Below are 19,681 nucleotides of genomic sequence, written 5' to 3'. Positions count from 1 at the left end.
CCAGGGTTTGTCAGTAATCTGAAACCTGTTAAAAAACAGGTTGTTTTGTTGGTCGGTACGAGAGGATTTGAACCTCCGACCCCTGACACCCCATGACAGTGCGCTACCAAGCTGCGCCACGTACCGACTTAGCGCCTATCATACGGATTATCGGGGGAAAATCAATGCTGCAGCGGCTGACTGCAGCAATTTTAGGCAGTGTCAGCCGGCTTGGCGTGGATCACTGCTGGCAACACCAGGCTGCTGCTGATTCTGACTTAAAAATTGCTGCAGTGCCGGAAAGGATCCCAGTGGCCATAGATTACGAAATGCGATCCAATCCAACAGGCAGTAAAGACAGATAGCAGCGTAATTCCAGTCATTGAATGCCTGGTCTCGCACTTGCTGCTCCAATACTGCCAACACTTCAGCAACCCGCTCACGCTGCAGATTGAAAAACAACTTATCGTCATTGGTATCAAAGCCTGAGCGCTGGCAGATCAACAGTTCTACCAGGGAGTCATTGGCAGCATTAATCAGTATGATCTGGTTTTCCTGCGGCCAGCTTAAGGCAGGTAATTGCAGTTTCTGACAGAGATAACGGTAAATCAAACCAGAATCGAAAATAACCTGGTCGCCATCGACCAGCATCGGTATTTTGCGGGTAGGATTGAGCCGGATCAGGGTGGCTCTGTCTTGTTCAGCAAAAATATTCAGGTTGACAAACTCATAGGAGGTATCCGCCAGCAACATCCGGATACGACGCACATAAGGTGATGGAACAGACCCAAAAAGTTTCATAGCGGCTCCTTTCATGCAACAGGTTACAAAATAAAAAACGTTAAGTATTTATGCGCTCACTCTTGCCAGACTATGCAATTTTATTGCATAATCATCACGCTTCATTTTTGCTTTATTGCTTATCTTTGGCCCATGCTCTGCATGGGCTTTTTACTTTCTGAGCAACCACGCTTCTCAGCCTGTTATAACGCAGGCCCTTTATCATCTTCACCAATCCGACTGGCTACGGCGCCGGTTTGCTGTTTGTATTTGGCATCATCCCGCTTGTTGTAGGGCCGCTCGGCTTCGCCGGTCATTAACTCAAAATTCAAGGCGCCAATCTTCATATTGGGCCGCAGCGCCAAAGGCAGTTTGCCACTGTTGTAAAACTCCAGCACGATATTGCCAGACCAACCCGGGTCAATCCGGTGCGCGGTGACATGCACCATCAGGCCAAGTCGCGCCAGGGAAGAGCGACCATCCAGCCAACCAACAATATCTGCCGGTAAAGTCACTGACTCCAATGTTACTGCCAAAGCAAGCTCGGCCGGGTGCAAAATAAAAACACCGTCGTCAGCAATTTCTATTTCATCACTCATTACGGAGTTCAGCGCTTTATCCACAGCCGCACGTGGGCCGCTTAAATCAATGTACGGGGCGGCATGGGCCTGAAACACCCGAAACTTATTGCCCAGGCGAATATCTACGCTGACCCCACTGATCATGTCCTTATCTGGCCTTGGTTCAATGCAAATTCGTCCTTCGTCCAGATAACGCTCTATATCACGATCACATAATCTCATGCTTGGTTTCCATGGTTTTGGCCTTTGCAGCCAGTCATTATTGCTAGTATTCGTCTTATCAGCTAGTCGTCGGTAAACACAATTTCAGGGCGATGCTGCTTGCCCGGCAGTGCTGCCAGTTGCTCTATTAGTTGTTGTGCCATCTGCAGGTAAGGTAGGCACAAGGCATCATCAGCCGGGTCCTCACTTAGCAGCAACGGTACCCCCTGATCGGCATGCTGCCGTACCCGACTGTGCAGCGGCAATTGCGCCAATACCGGTAGCTGGTAACGCTGTGCCAAGTGCTTGCCACCATCGGTGCCAAAAATAGCTTCCTGGTGGCCGCAGGCGCTGCATTGATAGTAACTCATATTTTCTACCAAACCGAGTACCGGAATCGACACCTGCTCAAACATGGTAATGGCTTTTTGCGCATCACTCAGCGCCACATCCTGCGGTGTGGTTACAATCACCGCGCCAGTGACTGCCAGTTTTTGCGATAAAGTCAGCTGAATATCCCCAGTGCCTGGCGGCATATCAACAATCAGGATATCCAGCTCTGGCCATTGGGTTTCATGGATCAGCTGCAACAAAGCCTGGCTGGCCATAGGGCCTCGCCAGACGGTGGCTTTTTCCGGCGCAATCAAAAAGCCGATTGATTGCACCGCCAGGCCACCAACCTGCTGCGGCAGCATGGTTTTGCCATCCGGGCTATCGGCTTTGGCCTGCTCCAGCCCCAACATGATTGGAATGGATGGTCCATAAATATCTGCATCCAGAATACCGGTACGCAGCCCTTCGGCTTGCAGCGCCATCGCTAAGTTGACTGCTGTGGTCGATTTGCCCACCCCGCCTTTACCGGACGCCACCAAAATCAGTTGACGCACCTGTTGAAAAGCATAGTCTGGCGCACTGTTTTGGGGTGCAGAAGCCGTGGCCGTATCCCTTGCAGCTGACGCCTGCTCAGCACTGGCTGGTGGTGGCGTTGCCTCATTGTTGGCTTGCTTGGTTGTATTCGTGGGCCCTGGACGCTTTGAAGAAAACCAGTTGAACATGCAGCTTGTTCCTTTTCTACTTTTTTGTGCCTTGCTTTGGGTTACTTTGTAAAACAAAGCACTTTTTAGGCGGTATCGGCTCCCAATGGGATGCGATTATGCCGCAGGTATTGTATCATCCATCCATTAATTTTCCTGTATTTTGCCAAGAGTTATCATCGATGTCGAAACGCCAGATCCTGATCACCAGTGCTTTGCCTTATGCCAATGGTCCAATCCACCTTGGCCACCTGCTGGAATACATTCAGACCGATATCTGGTCGCGCTTTCAAAAAGGTCGCGGCCATGAGTGCTACTACGTGTGTGCCGACGATGCCCATGGCACTCCCATCATGCTGAAAGCCCAGCAGCAAGGCATCAGCCCGGAACAGATGATTGCCCAGACCAGCATTGAACATCAGGCAGATTTTCAGGAGTTTGGCGTTGCCTTTGATCAATACCACTCCACCCACAGCCCGGAAAACCAGGAACTGGCCAATCTGATTTATCAGCGACTGGATGCAGCAGGTCATATCAAGCGCAAAACCATCAGCCAGTTGTTTGACCCGGAAAAACAAATGTTCTTGCCGGACCGCTTTATCAAAGGCGATTGCCCGAAGTGCGGTGCGCTGGATCAAAATGGCGACAGCTGTGATGTCTGCGGCGCCACTTACAGCCCGACCGATGTGAAAAATCCACGCTCGGTGATTTCCGGTGCTACGCCGGTATTAAAAGACAGCGAGCATTTCTTTTTTGATTTGCCTGCTTTTGAGCAGATGCTGAAAGACTGGACCCGCAGCGGCTCCTTGCAGGAGGAAATGGCCAATAAACTGCAGGAATGGTTTACCGATGGCTTGCAGATGTGGGATATCAGCCGGGATGCCCCCTACTTTGGCTTTGAAATTCCGGGCGCTCCTAACAAGTTTTTCTATGTCTGGCTGGATGCCCCTATCGGCTACCTGGCCAGTTTTAAAGCCTTGTGCCAACAACAAGGTCTTGATTTTGATGCGTTCTGGTCCAAAGACTCAACGGCTGAGGTCTACCACTTTATTGGCAAAGACATTATCTATTTCCACAGCCTGTTTTGGCCCGCCATGCTGGAAGGCGCTGGTTTTCGTAAACCAAATGCGGTTTATGCCCATGGTTTTGTCACCGTCAATGGTGCCAAGATGTCCAAGTCCAAGGGTACCTTTATCAAAGCCCGCACTTACCTGGATCACTTAAACCCGGAGTACCTGCGCTATTATTTTGCGTCCAAACTAACCGCTGCTATTACCGATCTGGATTTAAACCTGGATGATTTTGCCCAAAAAGTGAATGCCGATCTGGTGGGTAAAGTGGTGAACATCGCCAGCCGCTGCGCCGGCTTTATCACCAAGCGTTTTGACAGCACCCTGGCCGGCAGCCTGGCTGAGCCTGAGCTGTTCAGCGAGTTCACCGCCGCCGGTGAGCGTATTGCCAGCCATTACGAAAAGCGCGACTACGCCCGCGCTATCCGCGATATTATGGCACTGGCTGATAAAGCCAATCAGTACATCGATGCCAAAGCACCCTGGGTGCTGGTCAAAGATGACAGCAAGCAGCAGGAAGCCCACGACGTTTGCTCGATGGGACTGAACCTGTTCCGGGTGCTGATGCACTATTTAAGCCCGGTATTACCACAGATGACCGCGCAATCTCAGGCATTTTTGCAGGATAATTTCGGCTGGCACAATTACCAGCAAGCCTTGCTTAACCACAGGATTGAGCCATTCAAAGCACTGATGCAACGGGTAGAACCCGCAAAAGTAGCTGCCATGCTGGAAGCCTCGAAAGAAAACCTGCAACCGCAAGCGGACCAAACAGCGCCGGCAAAAACTGCCACTAAAACAGATGCAGCAAAGCCAGTGCAAGCGATTGAACCGATAGCCGACACCATCAGCATTGATGATTTTGCTAAGATTGACTTGCGGGTAGCACGCATTGCACACGCCGAGCCGGTTGAAGGCGCTGATAAGCTGATCCGATTGGAGCTGGATATTGGCAGCGAAACACGTCAGGTCTTTGCTGGTATAAAGTCAGCGTACGAGCCGGCGGATTTAATCGGCCGCTATACCGTGATGGTGGCCAACCTGGCACCACGTAAGATGCGCTTTGGCCTGTCCGAAGGCATGGTACTGGCGGCAGGCCCTGGCGGCAGCGAGCTGTTTATTTTATCCCCGGACAGTGGTGCCACCGCCGGCATGCGCGTTAAATAAACCCAACCAGAACAGGGAGCCGTTATGCAGCAAACCGGAACCATCAGGGCTTTTTCTTCCCTGTACTTCTCCACCTTTTTAATGGTGCTCGGAGCCGGTTTGCTCACCACCTACCTGGGTCTGTTCCTGGCCAAAGAGCAGGTCGATCCGCTGTGGATTGGTGCTCTGATGTCTTTTTATTACCTGGGCCTGGTGCTGGGCTCTAAAGTTGGCCATAAGCTGATTGCCCGGGTTGGTCATATCCGGGCTTTTGTTGCCAGTGCTGGCGTGGTTACCGCTTCGGCATTGGGCCATGGCCTGATCCCCGATCTGACTTTCTGGCTGCTGCTGCGTTTTCTGGTCGGCATGGGCATGATGTGCCAATACATGGTGCTGGAAAGCTGGCTGAATGAGCAGGCCGACAACCACCAGCGCGGTACGGTGTTTGCCAGTTACATGATCGTGTCGTATTTTGGCATGGTCGCTGGCCAGCTGGTGATTGGCTCTTTCCCTGAGCTCGGCCTGGAGCCCTTACTGCTGGTAGCCATTGGTTTTGCTCTGTCTATTGTGCCTATTGGCATTACCCGGCGCATCCACCCGGCTCCGCTGCATTCAGCACCGCTGCAAATTACTACCTTCTGGCGGCGCATGCCACAATCACTGACCACCATCACCGTAGCCGGCATCATTGTTGGCGCCTTTTATGGCCTGGCACCGGCTTACATCAGCAATACCGGCTTACCGAATGAAAAGGTGGCCTTGTTTATGTCAGTCACCATCATCGCCGGCTTACTGGCACAGTGGCCAATGGGTAAGCTATCCGATCGCATTCCACGCAGTCGCTTACTTCGAACCAACAGCGCTCTGCTAACCATCGTTGTACTGATATTGGCATTGTTGCCACTCAGCGGGACCTTGCTGTTGCTGGCTACGTTTTGTTTTGGCTTTTTGGCTTTCTCGCTGTATCCGGTGGCTACTGCCCTGGCCAACCAACATGCAGAGCAAAGTGAGCGGGTCGCCTTATCGGCTGTTCTCTTGCTCACCTTTGGTCTTGGTGCCTGTTTTGGTCCTTTGCTGGCCTCGGCTTTAATGCAACTGCTAGGCAATTTCATGCTGTATGGCTTTATGGCCTTGTGCAGTTTTACCTTATTTTTAAGGCTGCAGCGGGTGAATTACAGCCAGAAACAAGCCGCACGCATTGTCGCGGCGCAACAATCCGACGATTATGTGATGGCGTCCAGTGATGTGTTCTCATCACCTTTAGCGGCAGCACTGGATCCCCGGGTTGATGAGCAAATGGTGCAGGAGCAGATGCTGGAGCCGAAAACAGAGCCAGCGCAAGGCGATACAACGGTTAGTACCGAGGCGGCAAGTACTGAGGCGGCGAGTGCTGAGGATAGCGCGGTAGTACCAGAGCAGGCCGAACCAGCTCAGTCAGAAACAACTGTCGCTGCTAACACGACCGCAGCTCCCCCGGAGCAACACCAGGCGGCAACGGATGCTGAAGATGCAGAAGATACCATTGTCAGCAGGCTGGCTAAACGGCAGCAGCAGGATAAAGGCGATTAAAAGTTTTGGTTAATCGCCTTGTTCCATAAGTTCTGGTTGCGGGCATAAGAAAAATACTCCCCTGGATGCCAGCACTTTGGGATCAGATCCATGTCTTTTCGTTCTTCAAAGTTTGATACCAGCTTCATCAGGATCTCTTTAAGTCGCTCAGGCTTGATTTTCTCCAGTTTTTTCCTGGCCGGCGGAAAGAACAAGTTATTCTCTACCCGCACAGTGCAGCCCATAACCGAAATTTGATACGACAAATTACGGGTCACTATCCGGCAGATAGGTACATTGGGATGAGGCGGGTACAAAGAGGTAACTATGGCATACTCGTAACGATCCAAGTCCTGCCGATCTGAATCTTTTGGAATATAGGTAATACCGTAACCTTGTGGAAAAACTCCGGTGATTTGCATTAACGCGTCGGCGGCGGCTTTGCTGCACATGCCTTTTTCAACCGCTTTATCAATCACCAGGCCAACTTTAGGCAGGCTTTCGTAACTGTAGTTTTGCTTGGTGGATAAAACCACCGAGGTATAGATTTGCGGTATTTTCAGTAAATTACCAATACCTTGTTCGGGTTTAATGGAGTTTTTCAACAAAGTGACCATAAACCCCAGTTTTTCCTGCTCATTGCGTTCAAACCAGCTACGCTCCTCTTTGCTGTTACCTATGTATTTGTCTTTGCCTAGCGCCTGAGTTAAAAACTTCAGACTTTCTTTATAATTAGTCTGCAGCATGGCAACGCGCTCTGCATTGTCCAACACACGAAACTCATCCAGCGTCTGATCAGCACCCCGCAAAATCAGTTGCGCTTCCGGGTGCTGCTGGCCAATATCCTGTACCAATGCCGCCAGCAGCAAAGGGATCTGAACATCATCACGGAATGGCTGATAGGTACGGCCGCCGGTCACTTCAATCTCACGAGCCTGGTTGTTTTGGTAACGTTTTAATACATAGCTGTTGGTGATTTGCGCATCCAACAACAGGCGGTCGAGTAAACGTAACGCCAGCACAGCCTTGTACAAGTGCTTGCTTTGCTGATTACTGCGAGCTATCTGCTTACCCTCAGTGGGTGACAGCAGTTGAATAGTCCCCAGCATTTTCGCTGTCAGTAAGTTGGTCTCATCAAAGTCGGCACCCTGCACCATCTCCAAGATGCCATAGCACAGCTCTTTTAACTGTGACAGCCTGGCCAAGCGCACCTCTTCCATCCCCTGACTCAGACTGGTAAGGCTTTTCTCCGCCTGCTGCAAGCGCTGCTCGATTTTGGCCTGATCAGCGCCAGAAACCTGTTGCAGACGCTGACGAAATAAAAATGCCTCTTGTTCAGCAGCCATCTGCTGCTCTTGTTGTTTATCTGCATCAATAAAATACCGTAAGGCCTGCTCATACAGAGAGTCCTGTACATCGGTCTGATCACAAATCTTACGAATGATGGATTGTACAGCTTTGCTGTAACTGGACTTGGCAATCTTTCCCAAGTTCATAGCCGTTAGTTCCTTAGCTTATGCCAGAATCAAGTGTAGCAGCCGGATCGGCTCCCGCGATCTGTAACACTACTTTTCCTATGGTCTGATTGGTTGCTAACAGCTGATGCGCCGGCTCTGCCTGAGTCCAGCACAGCACCCGATCCAGTTTCGGTCGGATGTTGCCAGCAGCAAAGCTCGCCGCAAAATCAGCCAGCAAAGCTTGCACCAAACCCGCTTTGTAATCATGGCTGCGATTTCGCAGCGTCGACCAAATCAGCTGTGCTCTTTTACGAAACCAGGGTGCAAAATCAAGCTCAGCCTGTCGCCCTGCCATCATCGCGTAAATAACCACTTTGGCATCCATAGCCAATAAAGCGGCATTCTTTGCGATGTAATCACCGGCGACAGGATCCAAAATCAGATCCACCCCGGCTGGCCATTGCTGTCTGAGCACTTCGACAAAATCCTGCTGCCGATAGTTGATCGCTAGCTCCGCTCCCAATGCAAGACAACACTGCGCTTTTTCATCCGAGCCAACTGTCACTGCCACTTCTGCACCACGCGCCTTGGCCAGCTGAATAGCAGCAGTACCAACACCACTGGCACCAGCATGCAGTAATACCCGTTGCCCAGGTTGCAATTGCCCAATACTAAACAAGAGCTGATAGGCCGTTAAAAACACCTCCGGGGTTGCTGCAGCCTGAATCAGGTCCCAGCCTTGCGGTACTGGCATGACATGAGCTGCAGGCACCCGTACATACTCAGCATAGCCGCCTCCGGGCACCAAAGCCATTACTTCTTTGCCCAACCAACCAGCTAACTCCGGTTCGGCGGCAGCCACCACCACCCCACTCACTTCCAAACCCAGGGTTGGACTTTCATCCGGCATAGCTGGATACAGGCCTCGACGCTGCATTAAATCGGCCCGGTTTACCCCTGCGGCTGCTACTTGTATCAGCACTTGCCCGCAAGCCAACTCTGGCAACGGCTGTCGGGAAAATTGCAAGCGGCTGTGCTTGCCCGGCTCCAGCACTTCGATGCATCGCATCTGTGCTGGTAATCCGGTTCGTATCAAAGCGGCTTCGGCCATAACAGCTCCTGGAACCATATTTTATTGCAATAGCAAGTATTGTTGTTCCTTTATTTGATAAAATCAATAACTTAAGCTAAGCCTGAACTTAAATAAACATGATATGAAACTGAAAGCAAGTGACTTTCCGGCGGTTTTTTTAGACTTTATTTCTATAAAAAAACATTAACTCACAAAGTTAAGCTATTAAAAACCAAGTTTTCAGCTGTCACAAAATTAGCAACAAGTGAGGAATGGCCGCTTATTCAGAGGATAAACTGGGGATAAGCTCTTAGCAAGCTGGGGGCAAGTCCCTAAAAACCACACAAAACATATCGGGAACTCCGCAGGAAAAACTGCATCAAAGTTACTACACTTGATTACAGTTTCTCCTTGGTAATTGTTTTCGATAGCGCACGGCTCATTCCCGATGAGCCATTCCCCTGAGCCCAGAACAGGATTAGTTCTGGGCCTTTTTTTATGAATTTTGGGGTTGAATACCACCAAATAAGCGGTAAAAATTAGCCGTGGTTTGTTGAGCCAGTTGCTCGATAGAGATTCCTTTTAGTTCTGCAATGGCTGCAGCAACATCGGCCACATAGGCGGGCTGATTGGTTTTCCCCCGGTGCGGTACCGGAGCAAGATAAGGCGAGTCTGTTTCAATCAGCAGTGCATCCAGCGGCAACTTTTTGACCACCTCACGCAGTTCCACCGCATTTTTAAAGGTCATGATGCCAGAGATAGAAATATAAAACCCCATATCCATAGCCGCCTTAGCCATACCCCAACTTTCTGTAAAGCAGTGCAGCACACCGCCTGCCTGGTAGGCCTGCTCGGATCGCATCAAAGCCAGCGTATCGGTGCTGGCATCACGGGTATGAATAATCACTGGTTTACGTAGCTGACAGCCAACTTGCAAGTGCTGAACAAAAGCTTCCTGCTGTGTGGCTTTGCTGTCAGGGGCATAGAAGTAGTCAAGGCCAGTCTCGCCCACTGCCACCACTTTTTGTTGTTGGCACAGCGACAGTAACAACTCAGGATCAAGTGCGTCCGTTTGATGCAGCGGGTGCTCGCCACAGGAAACCGAAACCATAGGGTAAGGTGCTACCAGTTCAGCCATGGCGGCAAATTCCTGCAAACTGACTGAGACACAAAGCATATGCTGTACACCAGCGCGGCGCGCATTTTCCAGTACTTCAGGCAACTCAAGTTTTAGCTTGTCCCACTCAAGGCGGTCAAGATGACAATGTGAATCTACAAACACAGCAAGTCCTGTAACAACTAAAGGGTATAGGTGATCTCATGGCTGGCTTGCATACCTGCTACCAGCTTCACAATTTGATCATTCAAATGGTGCTTATCGTCAATAAAAGCCACACCAACTCCGGCCGGGCTGGCATTTTGTGCGCCATGGGGGGTAACCCAGGCAACTTTACCCGTCACCAGTATTGGCTCTAATGCATCCGGTAAGGTGACATTCAAGGCAAGCGACTGCCCCATCTTGTAGGCCTTAGCAGTACGGACAAAGAGTCCGCCCTGCTTTAAAAACGGCATGTAGCAGCGATACAACTCTTTGATATCCATAAAATCCAGTGGGATTTCTTCCATCGTCCACCTCGTATCAAGCCTTAATACGCTTTAGCTCTATCAGTAAAGCCGTTAGCGACAGGCTCTTATTTTGCCCTAAAAGCTGCTGTTCGTCACGGCACCAGCGCTGAAAGGACTGCAATAGTTGCCAATAACGCTGTGGCAAATAGTCCATCAGCTCAGGTACGCGTTCAGCAATAAACCAGCTAAGTAACAACGGCAGATGCTGGTTTTTCAGCAGCAGTTGAACCGTAGCTATCATATCGGCTTCATCCTGAACATAGCTTTCCAACTGTAGCAGGGTTTCTGCTGCTTGCTCTGCCTGCCCATGCTGCAACCAGTCCAGCGCTTGCAAAGGTGCCGTAACCGACATCGATTTCAGCAAAGCTGGTATCGGCTGTTTGCTGTGCTGCTGCAACCAGCCGATAGCCTGTTCGGGCTGACGCACAGCTAAGGGCCACTGCTGGCAACGGCTCAGGATGGTTGGTAATAACAGAGCCGGCTGATGACTGGTTAATATCAGATAAGCATGTTGCGGAGGCTCTTCCAGCGTTTTTAGCAAAGCATTGGCTGCAGCCTCTGTCATGCGCTCAGCCTTGGGTAATACAGCTACCCTGGCCCCTCCTTGCTGAGCATGTTCATGAAAAAACCGGCTCAATTGACGCACGGCATCCACCCCAATTCGGCCCTCGCTGTCAGTTTCCTGCCAAAAATCGGGGTGATGACCAGCCTGGTACAACTGACAGGCTTTGCATTGACCGCATGGTTTTTGTAACGTTTCAGACTGACATAACAACAACTGTACCAACTCTGCAGCCAGCAGGTGTTTACCAAGCCCCTGGTTGCCGCTTAGCAACAAGGCATGCGACAGGCTGTGTTGCTGATGCAATGCTGCCAATTGCTGGTAGCTATCCTCAAGCCAGGGCAGCATAACCTTGCTCCCAGAATGCATCCAGAGCTGCCAGAATACTTTGTTGCACCTCTGGTAGTGGCCGGGATGCGTCAATCACCACAATACCGGGTTCCGTGGCCGCAATGTGCAAATACACCTGGCGGGTGCGCTGAAAAAAAGCCAGTTGTTCCTGTTCAATCCGATCCAGCTCGCCACGGGCTTGAGCCCGGGCTAAACCAATAGCCGGATCAATATCCAGGTAAAGCGTCAGATCAGGATGACAATCGCCCAAAACAGTCTGTCGGATGCCATTGATCAGCCCGGTATCCAATTGCCGGCCTCCTCCCTGATAGGCCCGGGATGACAAATCATGGCGGTCGGCCAATACCCAGTTACCGGCTGCCAAGGCCGGCTCAATCACATTGCGCAGCAACTGCACCCGGGCGGCATACATCAGCAACAGCTCGGCTTCGGCAGTTAGTGGCTCGGTATGCACCTGCTTAACCAAAGTACGGATTTGTTCAGCCAGCGGTGTCCCCCCCGGTTCCCGGGTACATACTACCGGTTGCTGCTTGCCTTCCAGCCATTGCCGGATAGTGGCGATAGCGGTGCTTTTTCCTGCCCCTTCCAGGCCTTCCACTACTAAAAAACGGCCCTGCTTAGTCATTGCGGTTCCTTAAAATATAGCGCCGAACTGCCGCATTGTGTTCTTGCAATGTTTCAGAAAACACATGGGTGCCATCACCACGGCTGACAAAATAATACAGCGTCGTTTCTTCGGGTTGCGCAGCAGCTCGCATCGAGCTGGCACTGACCGATGAAATAGGCCCTGGCGGTAAGCCATGATGACGATACGTATTGTATGGGTGCGGGTTGTTCAAATCTGCCCGGGTGATACGACCACTGAAGTTTTCCAACCCATAAATCACTGTAGGATCGGTTTGCAGCCGCATATTGCTGCGCAACCGGTTCACAAACACCGAACTAACCAGAGGTTTCTCCGGCTCATGACCGGCTTCTTTTTCAATAATAGAAGCCAGAATCAGCAGCTCATAGGGCGTTTCAAGCGGATGATCCAAGCTGCGCAACTGCCAGTTGGCTTCCAACTGCTGCAGCAGACTGTGATGTGCCCGGCTCAGTAACTGACTGGCCCGACTGTGGGCTGTGTAATAATAAGTTTCAGGGAAGAACAAGCCTTCAGCTACCTGCGGCGGCTGGCCCCAATCCTCTGGCCAACGCAACAACTGCAGCAACTGCTGCTCAGTGAGATCGTACTGCAAATAATCCGCTTGTTGCAGCCGCTCCAGGGTTTGTTGCAGCGTTTCTCCTTCGCGCCAGGTAAAGGCAAACTGAGCCACCTCTCCCCGCACAAAACGCTCAAGCAGTTGCACCAGTGATAAATCGTCGGTTACCCGATAGGTGCCGGCCCGCACAGCAGACAACTCAGGTCGCAACCAGATGGTAAGCCGCAGCAGGTGGCAATCTTGTTCATCCAGCAGTTGCTGGCGTTGCCATTGTCGGCATAAACCCAGCGCGGACGCCCCTGCAGGCACCGTGAATAAATCACCGGTTAATTGCAGTGGCTGCACTGCCAGTTGCTGCATTTTATTGTAAACAAGCACGGAAGCGAGAAACAGCAAGGATAAAGCCAGTATCACTAAACGACGTAGCATGCGAGCTCCTGTTGTACCTGCCGAACCGGGGCCAGTTGCAACGGCTTCTCTGCAAAAGTATGCACTGGCAGTACCCCACAAAGCGCATTGCAGCAGAATAAAGCTTCGATCCCCTGCAACTTGTCCAGTGGCCACTGCACCAGCTCAGCCTGCAGCTGTTGCTGCAAGACCTGCCGCATAACCCCTGCAACGCCTGCCTGGTCGAGTAATGGTGTGAACCAGCGTCCATCCCGGTAAAAAAACACATTGGCGGCAATGGCCTCGGTAACAAAGCCGCGTTGATCCAGTACCAGCAAGTCATCAAAACACGTGCCTGCCAGCTCTTGCTTTAGCAACACTTGCTCCAGCCGGTTGTTGTGTTTGATGCCCGCCAGCAAAGGCTGGCAGCCCAACTGTAGTCTGGCCAGGCCAAGACCAATCCCCAACTGCTGCTGACGCTGATAATCTGGCAAGCCAGCGGTACTGATGTAAATATCTGGTCCAGAGACGGCCGCAGGGCTGTAACCACGACCAGCATGACCGCGTGAAATCACCACTTTAATTACTTGCTCTCGGGCCGAAATCGCCTGCTGTACCTGGTTGCTTAATTGCTGCCAGTCTGGCTCGCGAAAGCCCAGCCGGGTGACGCCTTGTTGCAAGCGCGTCAGATGCAATGGCCAATACTCAGCAACACCAGCCCGCACCCGGATGGTGGTAAATATGCCATCGCCGAACTGAAAGCTGCGATCGCCTGTGGTAATACCTGCTTGCACTAGAAAATCCATCAAAAAACATGCGGCTATCGGCTGAAGTATGCCTGATCCGCGAGCTGAATACCAACCGGAACAGGCAAAGCCAGGATCAGCTGCCGAATCATTCGGCAACCTGTCGTTTCAGCAAGTTGATTTGATTCAAGCTGGCACGAAGTGCCGCCGGCTTAATCGGCTTGGCCAGAAACAACAACCCCAGCCGCTGAGCCTGCCGGGCTAAATCAGCCTGAGGCGAAGCCGACACCAGAATACCAGGCACATGCTGCCAGTACACTTGAAGTTGCTGATACAAATCCAGCCCATTGCTATTTTGACCCAATTGATAGTCAATCAGCAGCACATCGGGTGCCGGGTGCTGAGCGGCAAAAGTCAGCAGACTTTGCTCATCATAAAATCCCTGCACCTGGTCTATCTGCCATTGCTGCAACAGCACCTTCAGCGCCTCCAGGTTGGTGGCATCGTCATCAACACAGATCACCTTCAGGCCAGCTAAAGCGCTACGAGGCCGGCTGTACTCTTCAACCGGCCTTGCCGCTGCAGCAAAGACCAGCGGCAGAGTCAGGCTAAATACCGTACCATGTCCCGGCCGTGAGTGAACAGCGACGCTATGCCCCAGCACACGCGCCATACGGTGAACCACCGCCAAACCCAGACCGACGCCTTGTTGCCCTTTTGCAGTGGCATCAATGCGGTAGAAATCATCAAAAATCCGCACCAGGTCCGGCTCTGCAATGCCTGGGCCGGTATCCCACACCTGCAGCAACAGATGCTCACCCCGTCGCCGGCAGCTCAGCAGTACCTTACCTTTTGGGGTGTATTTAATGGCGTTGGACAGCATATTTTGCACAATACGCCGCAAGTAAGTAGCATCGGTCAATACCTGCACATCCTGACTACGAACCTTTAGTTGCAAGCCTTTTTGCCTGGCCAACAGATTGTATTCATCGGCCAGATTCGACAGCAGCTCACCAAGAGCGACTGGCTGTACCGAAGGCTGCAGCTTGCCATCATCCAGTTTGGCGATTTCCAGTAACGTAGAAATCAACTCCTCAGTCGCTTTTAAAGAATTATCCAACTGCTGCACAATGTGCTGGTGCTGTTTGTCATGATGCCGTCCCGATAAGGCAGCAGTAAATAACCGCGCTGCGTTCAGTGGCTGTAAAATATCGTGGCTGGCCAGTGCCAGAAAACGGGTTTTCGATGCATTGGCCGCTTCAGCCTCGGCTTTAGCATGCAATAATTGTTGCTCGGTGAGCTTGCGCCGCTCCACTTCTGCCAGCAACTCATGGTTCATTTCGCTGATGGTCTGGGTACGCTCCTGCACCCGCTGCTCTAAATGTTGCTTGGCCTCCGCCAGGGCCTGTACCGCTTGCACATGATCGGTAATATCGGTAAAGCTGGTAACAAAACCTCCACCGGGGATTGGGTTACCACGCATTTCGATCACTTTACCATCTGGCCGCACCCGCTGAAATACATGCTGAGTACCGTTTTGCATATGCTGAATACGTTTGTTGACGTGATCTTCGATTTCTCCTTTACCGCACAAACCGCGCTCTGCATTCAAACGCACAATATCCGCAATCGGTCGCCCAACCCGAACCATCCCTTCCGGATACTCAAACATTTCCAGATACGCTTTGTTCCAGGCCACCAGATTCAGATCCCGGTCAACTACACTGACGCCCTGACTCAAGTGCTCCAGGGTGGAAAACAGAATTTTGCGTGAAAATTGAATGGCCTGAGTGGTGTCATCAAAGAGCGTAACCACATCCTCAAAGCCCAGTTGCTTGCCCTCCAGCACAGCATTGACCATAGTAGAAGCCGAAGAAGCACCGATCACGCCAGAGAGCTCACGCTCCACATGCTCGACCAGACGCACGCTGGGCTGATCATCCGGGTCCAGTTCTTGTTGTTGCCTGCGACCAAACTCCTGCAAACATTCCAGCGCTCGCTGCTGACCAACAAAGCGCTCCAGCAAGGTACGTAAATCCGAGTTACGAATTTTAATTCGCCGCGCCGGCGTGTCCTGATGATCGATCGGCAGGTTGGGCTTCACAAAGGCAACCGCCTGCAAACGGTCTTTAAGCGGTACCCGGGTAAGCAGTGACACCAGCACAAAGGCCACTATATTCAGCCCCAGCGATAAAATAACACCGTGCGTCAGGCTATCGGTCCGAATGCCAAACATGGCCTCGGGGTGCAACCAGGACAGACCAAATAAACCACTTTGCATAATGTCGGTGCGGATCACACCGGCGCCAACCAGTTGCGGCAGCATCAGCGTAAAAAACCACAAACCAAAGCCAACCGCCAGGCCAGCATAAACACCACGGGCATTGCCATGACGCCAGTACAACCCACCAACCACTGCAGGGGCCAACTGAATGGTCAGCGCAAAAGCCAGTAAACCGGTTTCTGCCAGATCGTAGTTGCGGGCAAAAAAGACGTAATAAAGCCAGGATAGCCCCATCACCAGTACAATCATGCTGCGCCGTACCAACAGCAGCAGCAGGCTGTAATCGTGCTGCATGCCCTGACGCTTAGCTCGCCGTAACAGCCCCGGCAACACCACATCATTGCTGATCATGGTACTTAACGCCAACGTAGCAATGATGATCATAGAGGTCGCAGCAGAAAAACCACCAATAAACACCAGAGCACTTAAAGTGTCCCAGCCATTGGACGCCGGGATAAGCAGCACAAAACTATCGGCTTGCTGCCAGCTATCCGGGAACATCAACATCCCAGCGACCGCAATAGGGATCACCACCAGGGTGACCATCAGCAGATACCCCGAAAACCAACGTCTGGCATGGCGTAAATGCTGATTGGACACATTCTCGACAAAGGCGACATGAAACTGGCGCGGCAGCAAAAATACCGCCGCTGTTGCCAACAGAGTTTTGGTTAGAAAACCAACCCAGCCGGTACCTGCATTTTGCTGCTGTTGTGCATTGGCATGGCTGACAAAGTGCTGCAACGCTGAACGATCGGTATCCAGGAAAAATACATAGACCACCCCTGCCAGTAGCAACAAAGCAAAGAGCTTGACCACAGACTCAAAAGCAATGGCTACCATCACCCCTCGATTTTGTTCGGTCAGATGCACCTTGCGGGTACCAAATAAAATCGCAAAGAAAGCCATGGCCACGGCACTGAGCAAGGCGCTGTCCTGATACCAGGCGACGGTGCCAACACTAAAGTCCTGCCCCAGCAGCACCTGATACGAGCTTGCCACCGCTTTTAGTTGCAAGGAAATATAAGGCACCACCACGACCAGACAGATCAGTGCTACCACCAGGGCTATATTGCGGCGCTTGCCATAACGGGAAGAGATAAAATCGGCGATGGAAGTCACATTGTGCTTTTTTGCCACATACAAAAGCTTGAATAAAAATGGCTGAGCAAATACGAACAACAAAATGGGTCCCAGGTAAATCGGGATATAGTCCCAGCCCTGAGTAACAGCTGTGCCAACGGCACCATAATAAGTCCAGGAGGTGCAATACACCGCCAATGCCAGGCTATAAATGAAGCCCCCATACTTTCGTATCAGACGATCGTCGGCATGTCGCTCCCCCCAGTTGGCGATCCAAAATAAGCCGCCAACATACAACAATGCCAGTATTGCTACGGTCCAGGCTGCCACGCGGCACTCTCCTTTTATTCACTCTGCTGATACTTTTGGCCGAACACCGGCCAAAGTCAACCATTGCTCAGCTTTGCTTCGACTAAAGTCGGGCTTTCGCAATTTCTGGTCGCTGCTAGATTAAAACCGACCAAGGTGACCAAAAAGACAACAAGGGGAGCACAACCATGGTAGAGCATAAAAAAAATGCCGCTGCATACTGGCAGGCCAATCTCCGACTGATCATCATCAGTCTGGTGATTTGGGCGCTGGTATCTTACGGCTTTGGTATCTTACTCCGCCCGTTACTGAGCGGAATTGTCATAGGTGGTACTGATCTGGGTTTTTGGTTTGCCCAGCAAGGCTCCATTCTTACCTTTATCGGCCTGATCTTCTTCTATGCCTGGAGAATGAATAAGCTGGATAAAGAATTCGGCCTGGACGAGGAGTAAGCCATGAGCCAATTTGCCATTAACTTAATTTTCGTCGGCGCATCCTTTGCGCTCTATATTGGTATCGCCATCTGGGCACGTGCCGGCTCTACCAAAGAGTTCTACGTAGCAGGCGGTGGTGTGAACCCCGTAACCAATGGTATGGCAACCGCCGCCGACTGGATGTCTGCGGCGTCTTTTATTTCCATGGCCGGCCTGATTGCGGCCGGGGGTTATGCCAACTCCAGCTTCCTGATGGGCTGGACCGGTGGCTATGTGCTGCTAGCCATGCTGCTGGCACCGTACTTACGCAAGTTCGGTAAATTTACCGTGCCGGATTTTATCGGCGATCGATTCTACAGCACAGGTGCCCGCTTAGTAGCAGTAGCCTGTTTGATTATTGCTTCAGTCACCTACGTTATCGGCCAGATGACGGGTGCCGGTGTAGCGTTTTCCCGCTTCCTGGAAGTAGAAAATGACACCGGTCTGTTAATTGCTGCCGTAGTGGTCTTTATGTACGCTGTCATGGGTGGTATGAAAGGCATCACCTATACCCAGGTAGCGCAGTACGTGGTATTGATCATCGCTTACACCATTCCGGCGGTGTTTATTTCACTGCAACTGACCGGCAACCCAATTCCACCTCTGGGTCTGTTCTCTACTCACACCGAATCGGGTATGCCATTGTTGCAGAAACTTGATGAAGTAGTGCGTGAGCTTGGTTTCCAGGATTACACCGCCGATGTTAGCAATAAACTGAACATGGTGCTCTTTACCCTGTCCCTGATGATTGGTACCGCGGGTCTGCCACACGTTATTATTCGCTTTTTCACGGTACCTAAAGTAGCCGATGCCCGCTGGTCTGCTGGCTGGGCGCTGGTATTCATTGCCCTGTTGTATCTGACTGCGCCTGCTGTGGCATCTATGGCCCGGTTAAACCTGTTAACCACCATTTACCCGGCAGGTCCAACCGCAGAGTCCATTCACTACGACGAACGTCCTGACTGGATCCGCACCTGGGAAACTACTGGCCTGATCCGCTTTGATGATAAAAATGGTGATGGACGCATCCAGATGTACAATGACGTACCAGCATTCCAGGAAACGGCTGAAGCACGTGGCTGGGCAGGAAACGAGCTAACCGTGAACAACGACATCCTGGTACTGGCCAATCCGGAAATTGCCAACCTGCCTGGCTGGGTGATTGGTTTGATTGCCGCTGGTGGTCTGGCAGCTGCGTTATCAACAGCCGCAGGCTTATTACTGGCCATCTCCTCGGCAATAAGTCATGATTTAATCAAGGGATCCATCAATCCAAACATCAGCGATAAAGGTGAGCTGTTAGCAGCACGGATCTCGATGGGGGTCGCCATTGTGATTGCTACCTGGCTCGGTATGAATCCGCCTGGCTTTGCTGCGCAGGTGGTCGCACTGGCCTTTGGTATAGCGGCGGCGTCTATCTTCCCGGCACTGATGATGGGTATCTTCTCTAAACGGGTGAACAGCAAAGGTGCTATTGCCGGTATGCTGGCGGGCTTAATCAGTACCGTGGTCTACATCTTCCTGTACCTGGGCTGGTTCTTTATTCCTGGCACGGCGACCTTTACCAACGTGGAAGCCAACTGGTTGTTCGGCATATCGCCACTGTCCTTCGGTGCAGTTGGTGCCATGATCAACTTTGCGGTTGCCTTCACAGTTTCCTCGCTGACTGAAGAACCACCACAGGAAATTCAGGATCTGGTTGAAAGCGTGCGCTTCCCACGCGGTGCTGGTACCGCCACGGGCCACTAAATGCAGCAACTCTGTAATGCTGGAAAAGTAGTGTAAACTAA

16 protein-coding genes and 1 tRNA gene are annotated in these 19,681 nt (G+C 51.7%); 4 read left to right on the top strand and 13 right to left on the bottom strand.

Translation table 11 applies throughout. The features are described 5' to 3' along the window. Window positions 1-49: 49 nt before the first annotated feature. The 4 genes from QWF21_RS15845 to apbC all read right to left on the bottom strand — a co-directional run bounded on the left by QWF21_RS15845 (window position 50) and on the right by apbC (window position 2,596). Window positions 50-126 (bottom strand) — tRNA-Pro (locus QWF21_RS15845). A 75-nt stretch (window positions 127-201) separates the two neighbouring features. Further along, window positions 202-780, bottom strand: coding sequence for a glutathione S-transferase family protein (locus tag QWF21_RS15840; protein ID WP_330089021.1), 579 nt, complete (start codon window positions 778-780; stop codon window positions 202-204). A 182-nt stretch (window positions 781-962) separates the two neighbouring features. Then, on the bottom strand, window positions 963-1,562 hold the full coding sequence (gene dcd, locus QWF21_RS15835; RefSeq protein WP_330089020.1) for a dCTP deaminase: 600 nt from the start codon (window positions 1,560-1,562) through the stop codon (window positions 963-965). Between the two features lie 62 nt (window positions 1,563-1,624). Beyond that, on the bottom strand, window positions 1,625-2,596 hold the full coding sequence (apbC, locus tag QWF21_RS15830) for an iron-sulfur cluster carrier protein ApbC (RefSeq protein WP_330089019.1): 972 nt from the start codon (window positions 2,594-2,596) through the stop codon (window positions 1,625-1,627). Between the two features lie 161 nt (window positions 2,597-2,757). Here apbC and metG point away from each other — a divergent pair, with 161 nt between their 5' ends. Next, the gene (metG, locus tag QWF21_RS15825) at window positions 2,758-4,812 is read left to right on the top strand and encodes a methionine--tRNA ligase (protein ID WP_330089018.1); all 2,055 of its coding nucleotides are present in this window, start codon (window positions 2,758-2,760) and stop codon (window positions 4,810-4,812) included. A 24-nt stretch (window positions 4,813-4,836) separates the two neighbouring features. Next, window positions 4,837-6,360, top strand: a complete 1,524-nt coding sequence (locus QWF21_RS15820) for an MFS transporter (protein WP_330089017.1) — start codon at window positions 4,837-4,839, stop codon at window positions 6,358-6,360. Here the strand turns inward: QWF21_RS15820 and QWF21_RS15815 are convergent. The 9 genes from QWF21_RS15815 to QWF21_RS15775 all read right to left on the bottom strand — a co-directional run bounded on the left by QWF21_RS15815 (window position 6,357) and on the right by QWF21_RS15775 (window position 17,439). After that, window positions 6,357-7,835 (bottom strand): hypothetical protein, encoded by a 1,479-nt coding sequence (locus QWF21_RS15815; protein ID WP_330089016.1) that lies wholly within the window; start codon window positions 7,833-7,835, stop codon window positions 6,357-6,359. The two genes, QWF21_RS15820 and QWF21_RS15815, sit on opposite strands and share 4 nt — an antisense overlap. A gap of 13 nt (window positions 7,836-7,848) precedes the next feature. Further along, window positions 7,849-8,907 carry an NAD(P)H-quinone oxidoreductase gene (locus QWF21_RS15810; RefSeq protein WP_330089015.1) on the bottom strand — a complete coding sequence of 353 codons (1,059 nt, stop codon included), beginning with the start codon at window positions 8,905-8,907 and terminating at the stop codon, window positions 7,849-7,851. A gap of 457 nt (window positions 8,908-9,364) precedes the next feature. Continuing rightward, entirely contained in the window at window positions 9,365-10,150 is a 786-nt protein-coding gene (locus tag QWF21_RS15805) for a TatD family hydrolase (protein ID WP_330089014.1), read from the bottom strand. 17 nt (window positions 10,151-10,167) lie between these two features. Beyond that, window positions 10,168-10,494 carry a PilZ domain-containing protein gene (locus QWF21_RS15800; RefSeq protein ID WP_330089013.1) on the bottom strand — a complete coding sequence of 109 codons (327 nt, stop codon included), beginning with the start codon at window positions 10,492-10,494 and terminating at the stop codon, window positions 10,168-10,170. Between the two features lie 13 nt (window positions 10,495-10,507). Beyond that, window positions 10,508-11,404: a DNA polymerase III subunit delta' gene (holB, locus tag QWF21_RS15795; protein ID WP_330089012.1), complete on the bottom strand. Its 897-nt coding sequence runs from the start codon at window positions 11,402-11,404 to the stop codon at window positions 10,508-10,510. Then, on the bottom strand, window positions 11,388-12,032 hold the full coding sequence (tmk, locus tag QWF21_RS15790) for a dTMP kinase (protein WP_330089011.1): 645 nt from the start codon (window positions 12,030-12,032) through the stop codon (window positions 11,388-11,390). The genes holB and tmk overlap by 17 nt, the downstream gene beginning before the upstream one ends. Then, entirely contained in the window at window positions 12,025-13,038 is a 1,014-nt protein-coding gene (gene mltG / locus QWF21_RS15785; protein ID WP_330089010.1) for an endolytic transglycosylase MltG, read from the bottom strand. Before mltG ends, tmk begins: the two co-directional genes overlap by 8 nt. Beyond that, on the bottom strand, window positions 13,023-13,802 hold the full coding sequence (pabC, locus tag QWF21_RS15780) for an aminodeoxychorismate lyase (protein WP_330089009.1): 780 nt from the start codon (window positions 13,800-13,802) through the stop codon (window positions 13,023-13,025). Before pabC ends, mltG begins: the two co-directional genes overlap by 16 nt. Window positions 13,803-13,890: 88 nt before the next feature. Then, a complete protein-coding gene (locus tag QWF21_RS15775) occupies window positions 13,891-17,439 on the bottom strand; it encodes a PAS domain-containing hybrid sensor histidine kinase/response regulator (RefSeq protein WP_330089008.1) in 3,549 nt (1,182 codons plus the stop codon). Between the two features lie 167 nt (window positions 17,440-17,606). On the opposite strand from QWF21_RS15775, the gene QWF21_RS15770 reads away from it, so the two are divergent. Both QWF21_RS15770 and QWF21_RS15765 read left to right on the top strand, forming a co-directional pair. Further along, on the top strand, window positions 17,607-17,870 hold the full coding sequence (locus tag QWF21_RS15770; protein WP_330089007.1) for a DUF4212 domain-containing protein: 264 nt from the start codon (window positions 17,607-17,609) through the stop codon (window positions 17,868-17,870). A 3-nt stretch (window positions 17,871-17,873) separates the two neighbouring features. Further along, on the top strand, window positions 17,874-19,640 hold the full coding sequence (locus QWF21_RS15765; RefSeq protein ID WP_330089006.1) for a sodium:solute symporter family protein: 1,767 nt from the start codon (window positions 17,874-17,876) through the stop codon (window positions 19,638-19,640). Window positions 19,641-19,681: the final 41 nt, after the last annotated feature.

This window comes from Alkalimonas mucilaginosa, assembly GCF_036327005.1.
GTDB classification, from domain to species: domain Bacteria; phylum Pseudomonadota; class Gammaproteobacteria; order Enterobacterales; family Alteromonadaceae; genus Alkalimonas; species Alkalimonas mucilaginosa.
The sequence above is the reverse complement of the archived record's forward strand: the minus strand, read 5'-3'. Positions and strand labels throughout refer to the sequence as shown.

Coding starts and splice junctions, on each gene's coding strand:
- QWF21_RS15810 (WP_330089015.1), bottom strand. CDS start 8,907: ATGGCCGAAGCCGCTTTGATACGAACCGGATTACCAGCACAGATGCGA.
- holB (WP_330089012.1), bottom strand. CDS start 11,404: ATGCTGCCCTGGCTTGAGGATAGCTACCAGCAATTGGCAGCATTGCAT.
- QWF21_RS15820 (WP_330089017.1), top strand. CDS start 4,837: ATGCAGCAAACCGGAACCATCAGGGCTTTTTCTTCCCTGTACTTCTCC.
- QWF21_RS15765 (WP_330089006.1), top strand. CDS start 17,874: ATGAGCCAATTTGCCATTAACTTAATTTTCGTCGGCGCATCCTTTGCG.
- pabC (WP_330089009.1), bottom strand. CDS start 13,802: ATGGATTTTCTAGTGCAAGCAGGTATTACCACAGGCGATCGCAGCTTT.
- apbC (WP_330089019.1), bottom strand. CDS start 2,596: ATGTTCAACTGGTTTTCTTCAAAGCGTCCAGGGCCCACGAATACAACC.
- dcd (WP_330089020.1), bottom strand. CDS start 1,562: ATGAGATTATGTGATCGTGATATAGAGCGTTATCTGGACGAAGGACGA.
- metG (WP_330089018.1), top strand. CDS start 2,758: ATGTCGAAACGCCAGATCCTGATCACCAGTGCTTTGCCTTATGCCAAT.
- QWF21_RS15815 (WP_330089016.1), bottom strand. CDS start 7,835: ATGAACTTGGGAAAGATTGCCAAGTCCAGTTACAGCAAAGCTGTACAA.
- QWF21_RS15800 (WP_330089013.1), bottom strand. CDS start 10,494: ATGGAAGAAATCCCACTGGATTTTATGGATATCAAAGAGTTGTATCGC.
- QWF21_RS15840 (WP_330089021.1), bottom strand. CDS start 780: ATGAAACTTTTTGGGTCTGTTCCATCACCTTATGTGCGTCGTATCCGG.
- mltG (WP_330089010.1), bottom strand. CDS start 13,038: ATGCTACGTCGTTTAGTGATACTGGCTTTATCCTTGCTGTTTCTCGCT.
- tmk (WP_330089011.1), bottom strand. CDS start 12,032: ATGACTAAGCAGGGCCGTTTTTTAGTAGTGGAAGGCCTGGAAGGGGCA.
- QWF21_RS15770 (WP_330089007.1), top strand. CDS start 17,607: ATGGTAGAGCATAAAAAAAATGCCGCTGCATACTGGCAGGCCAATCTC.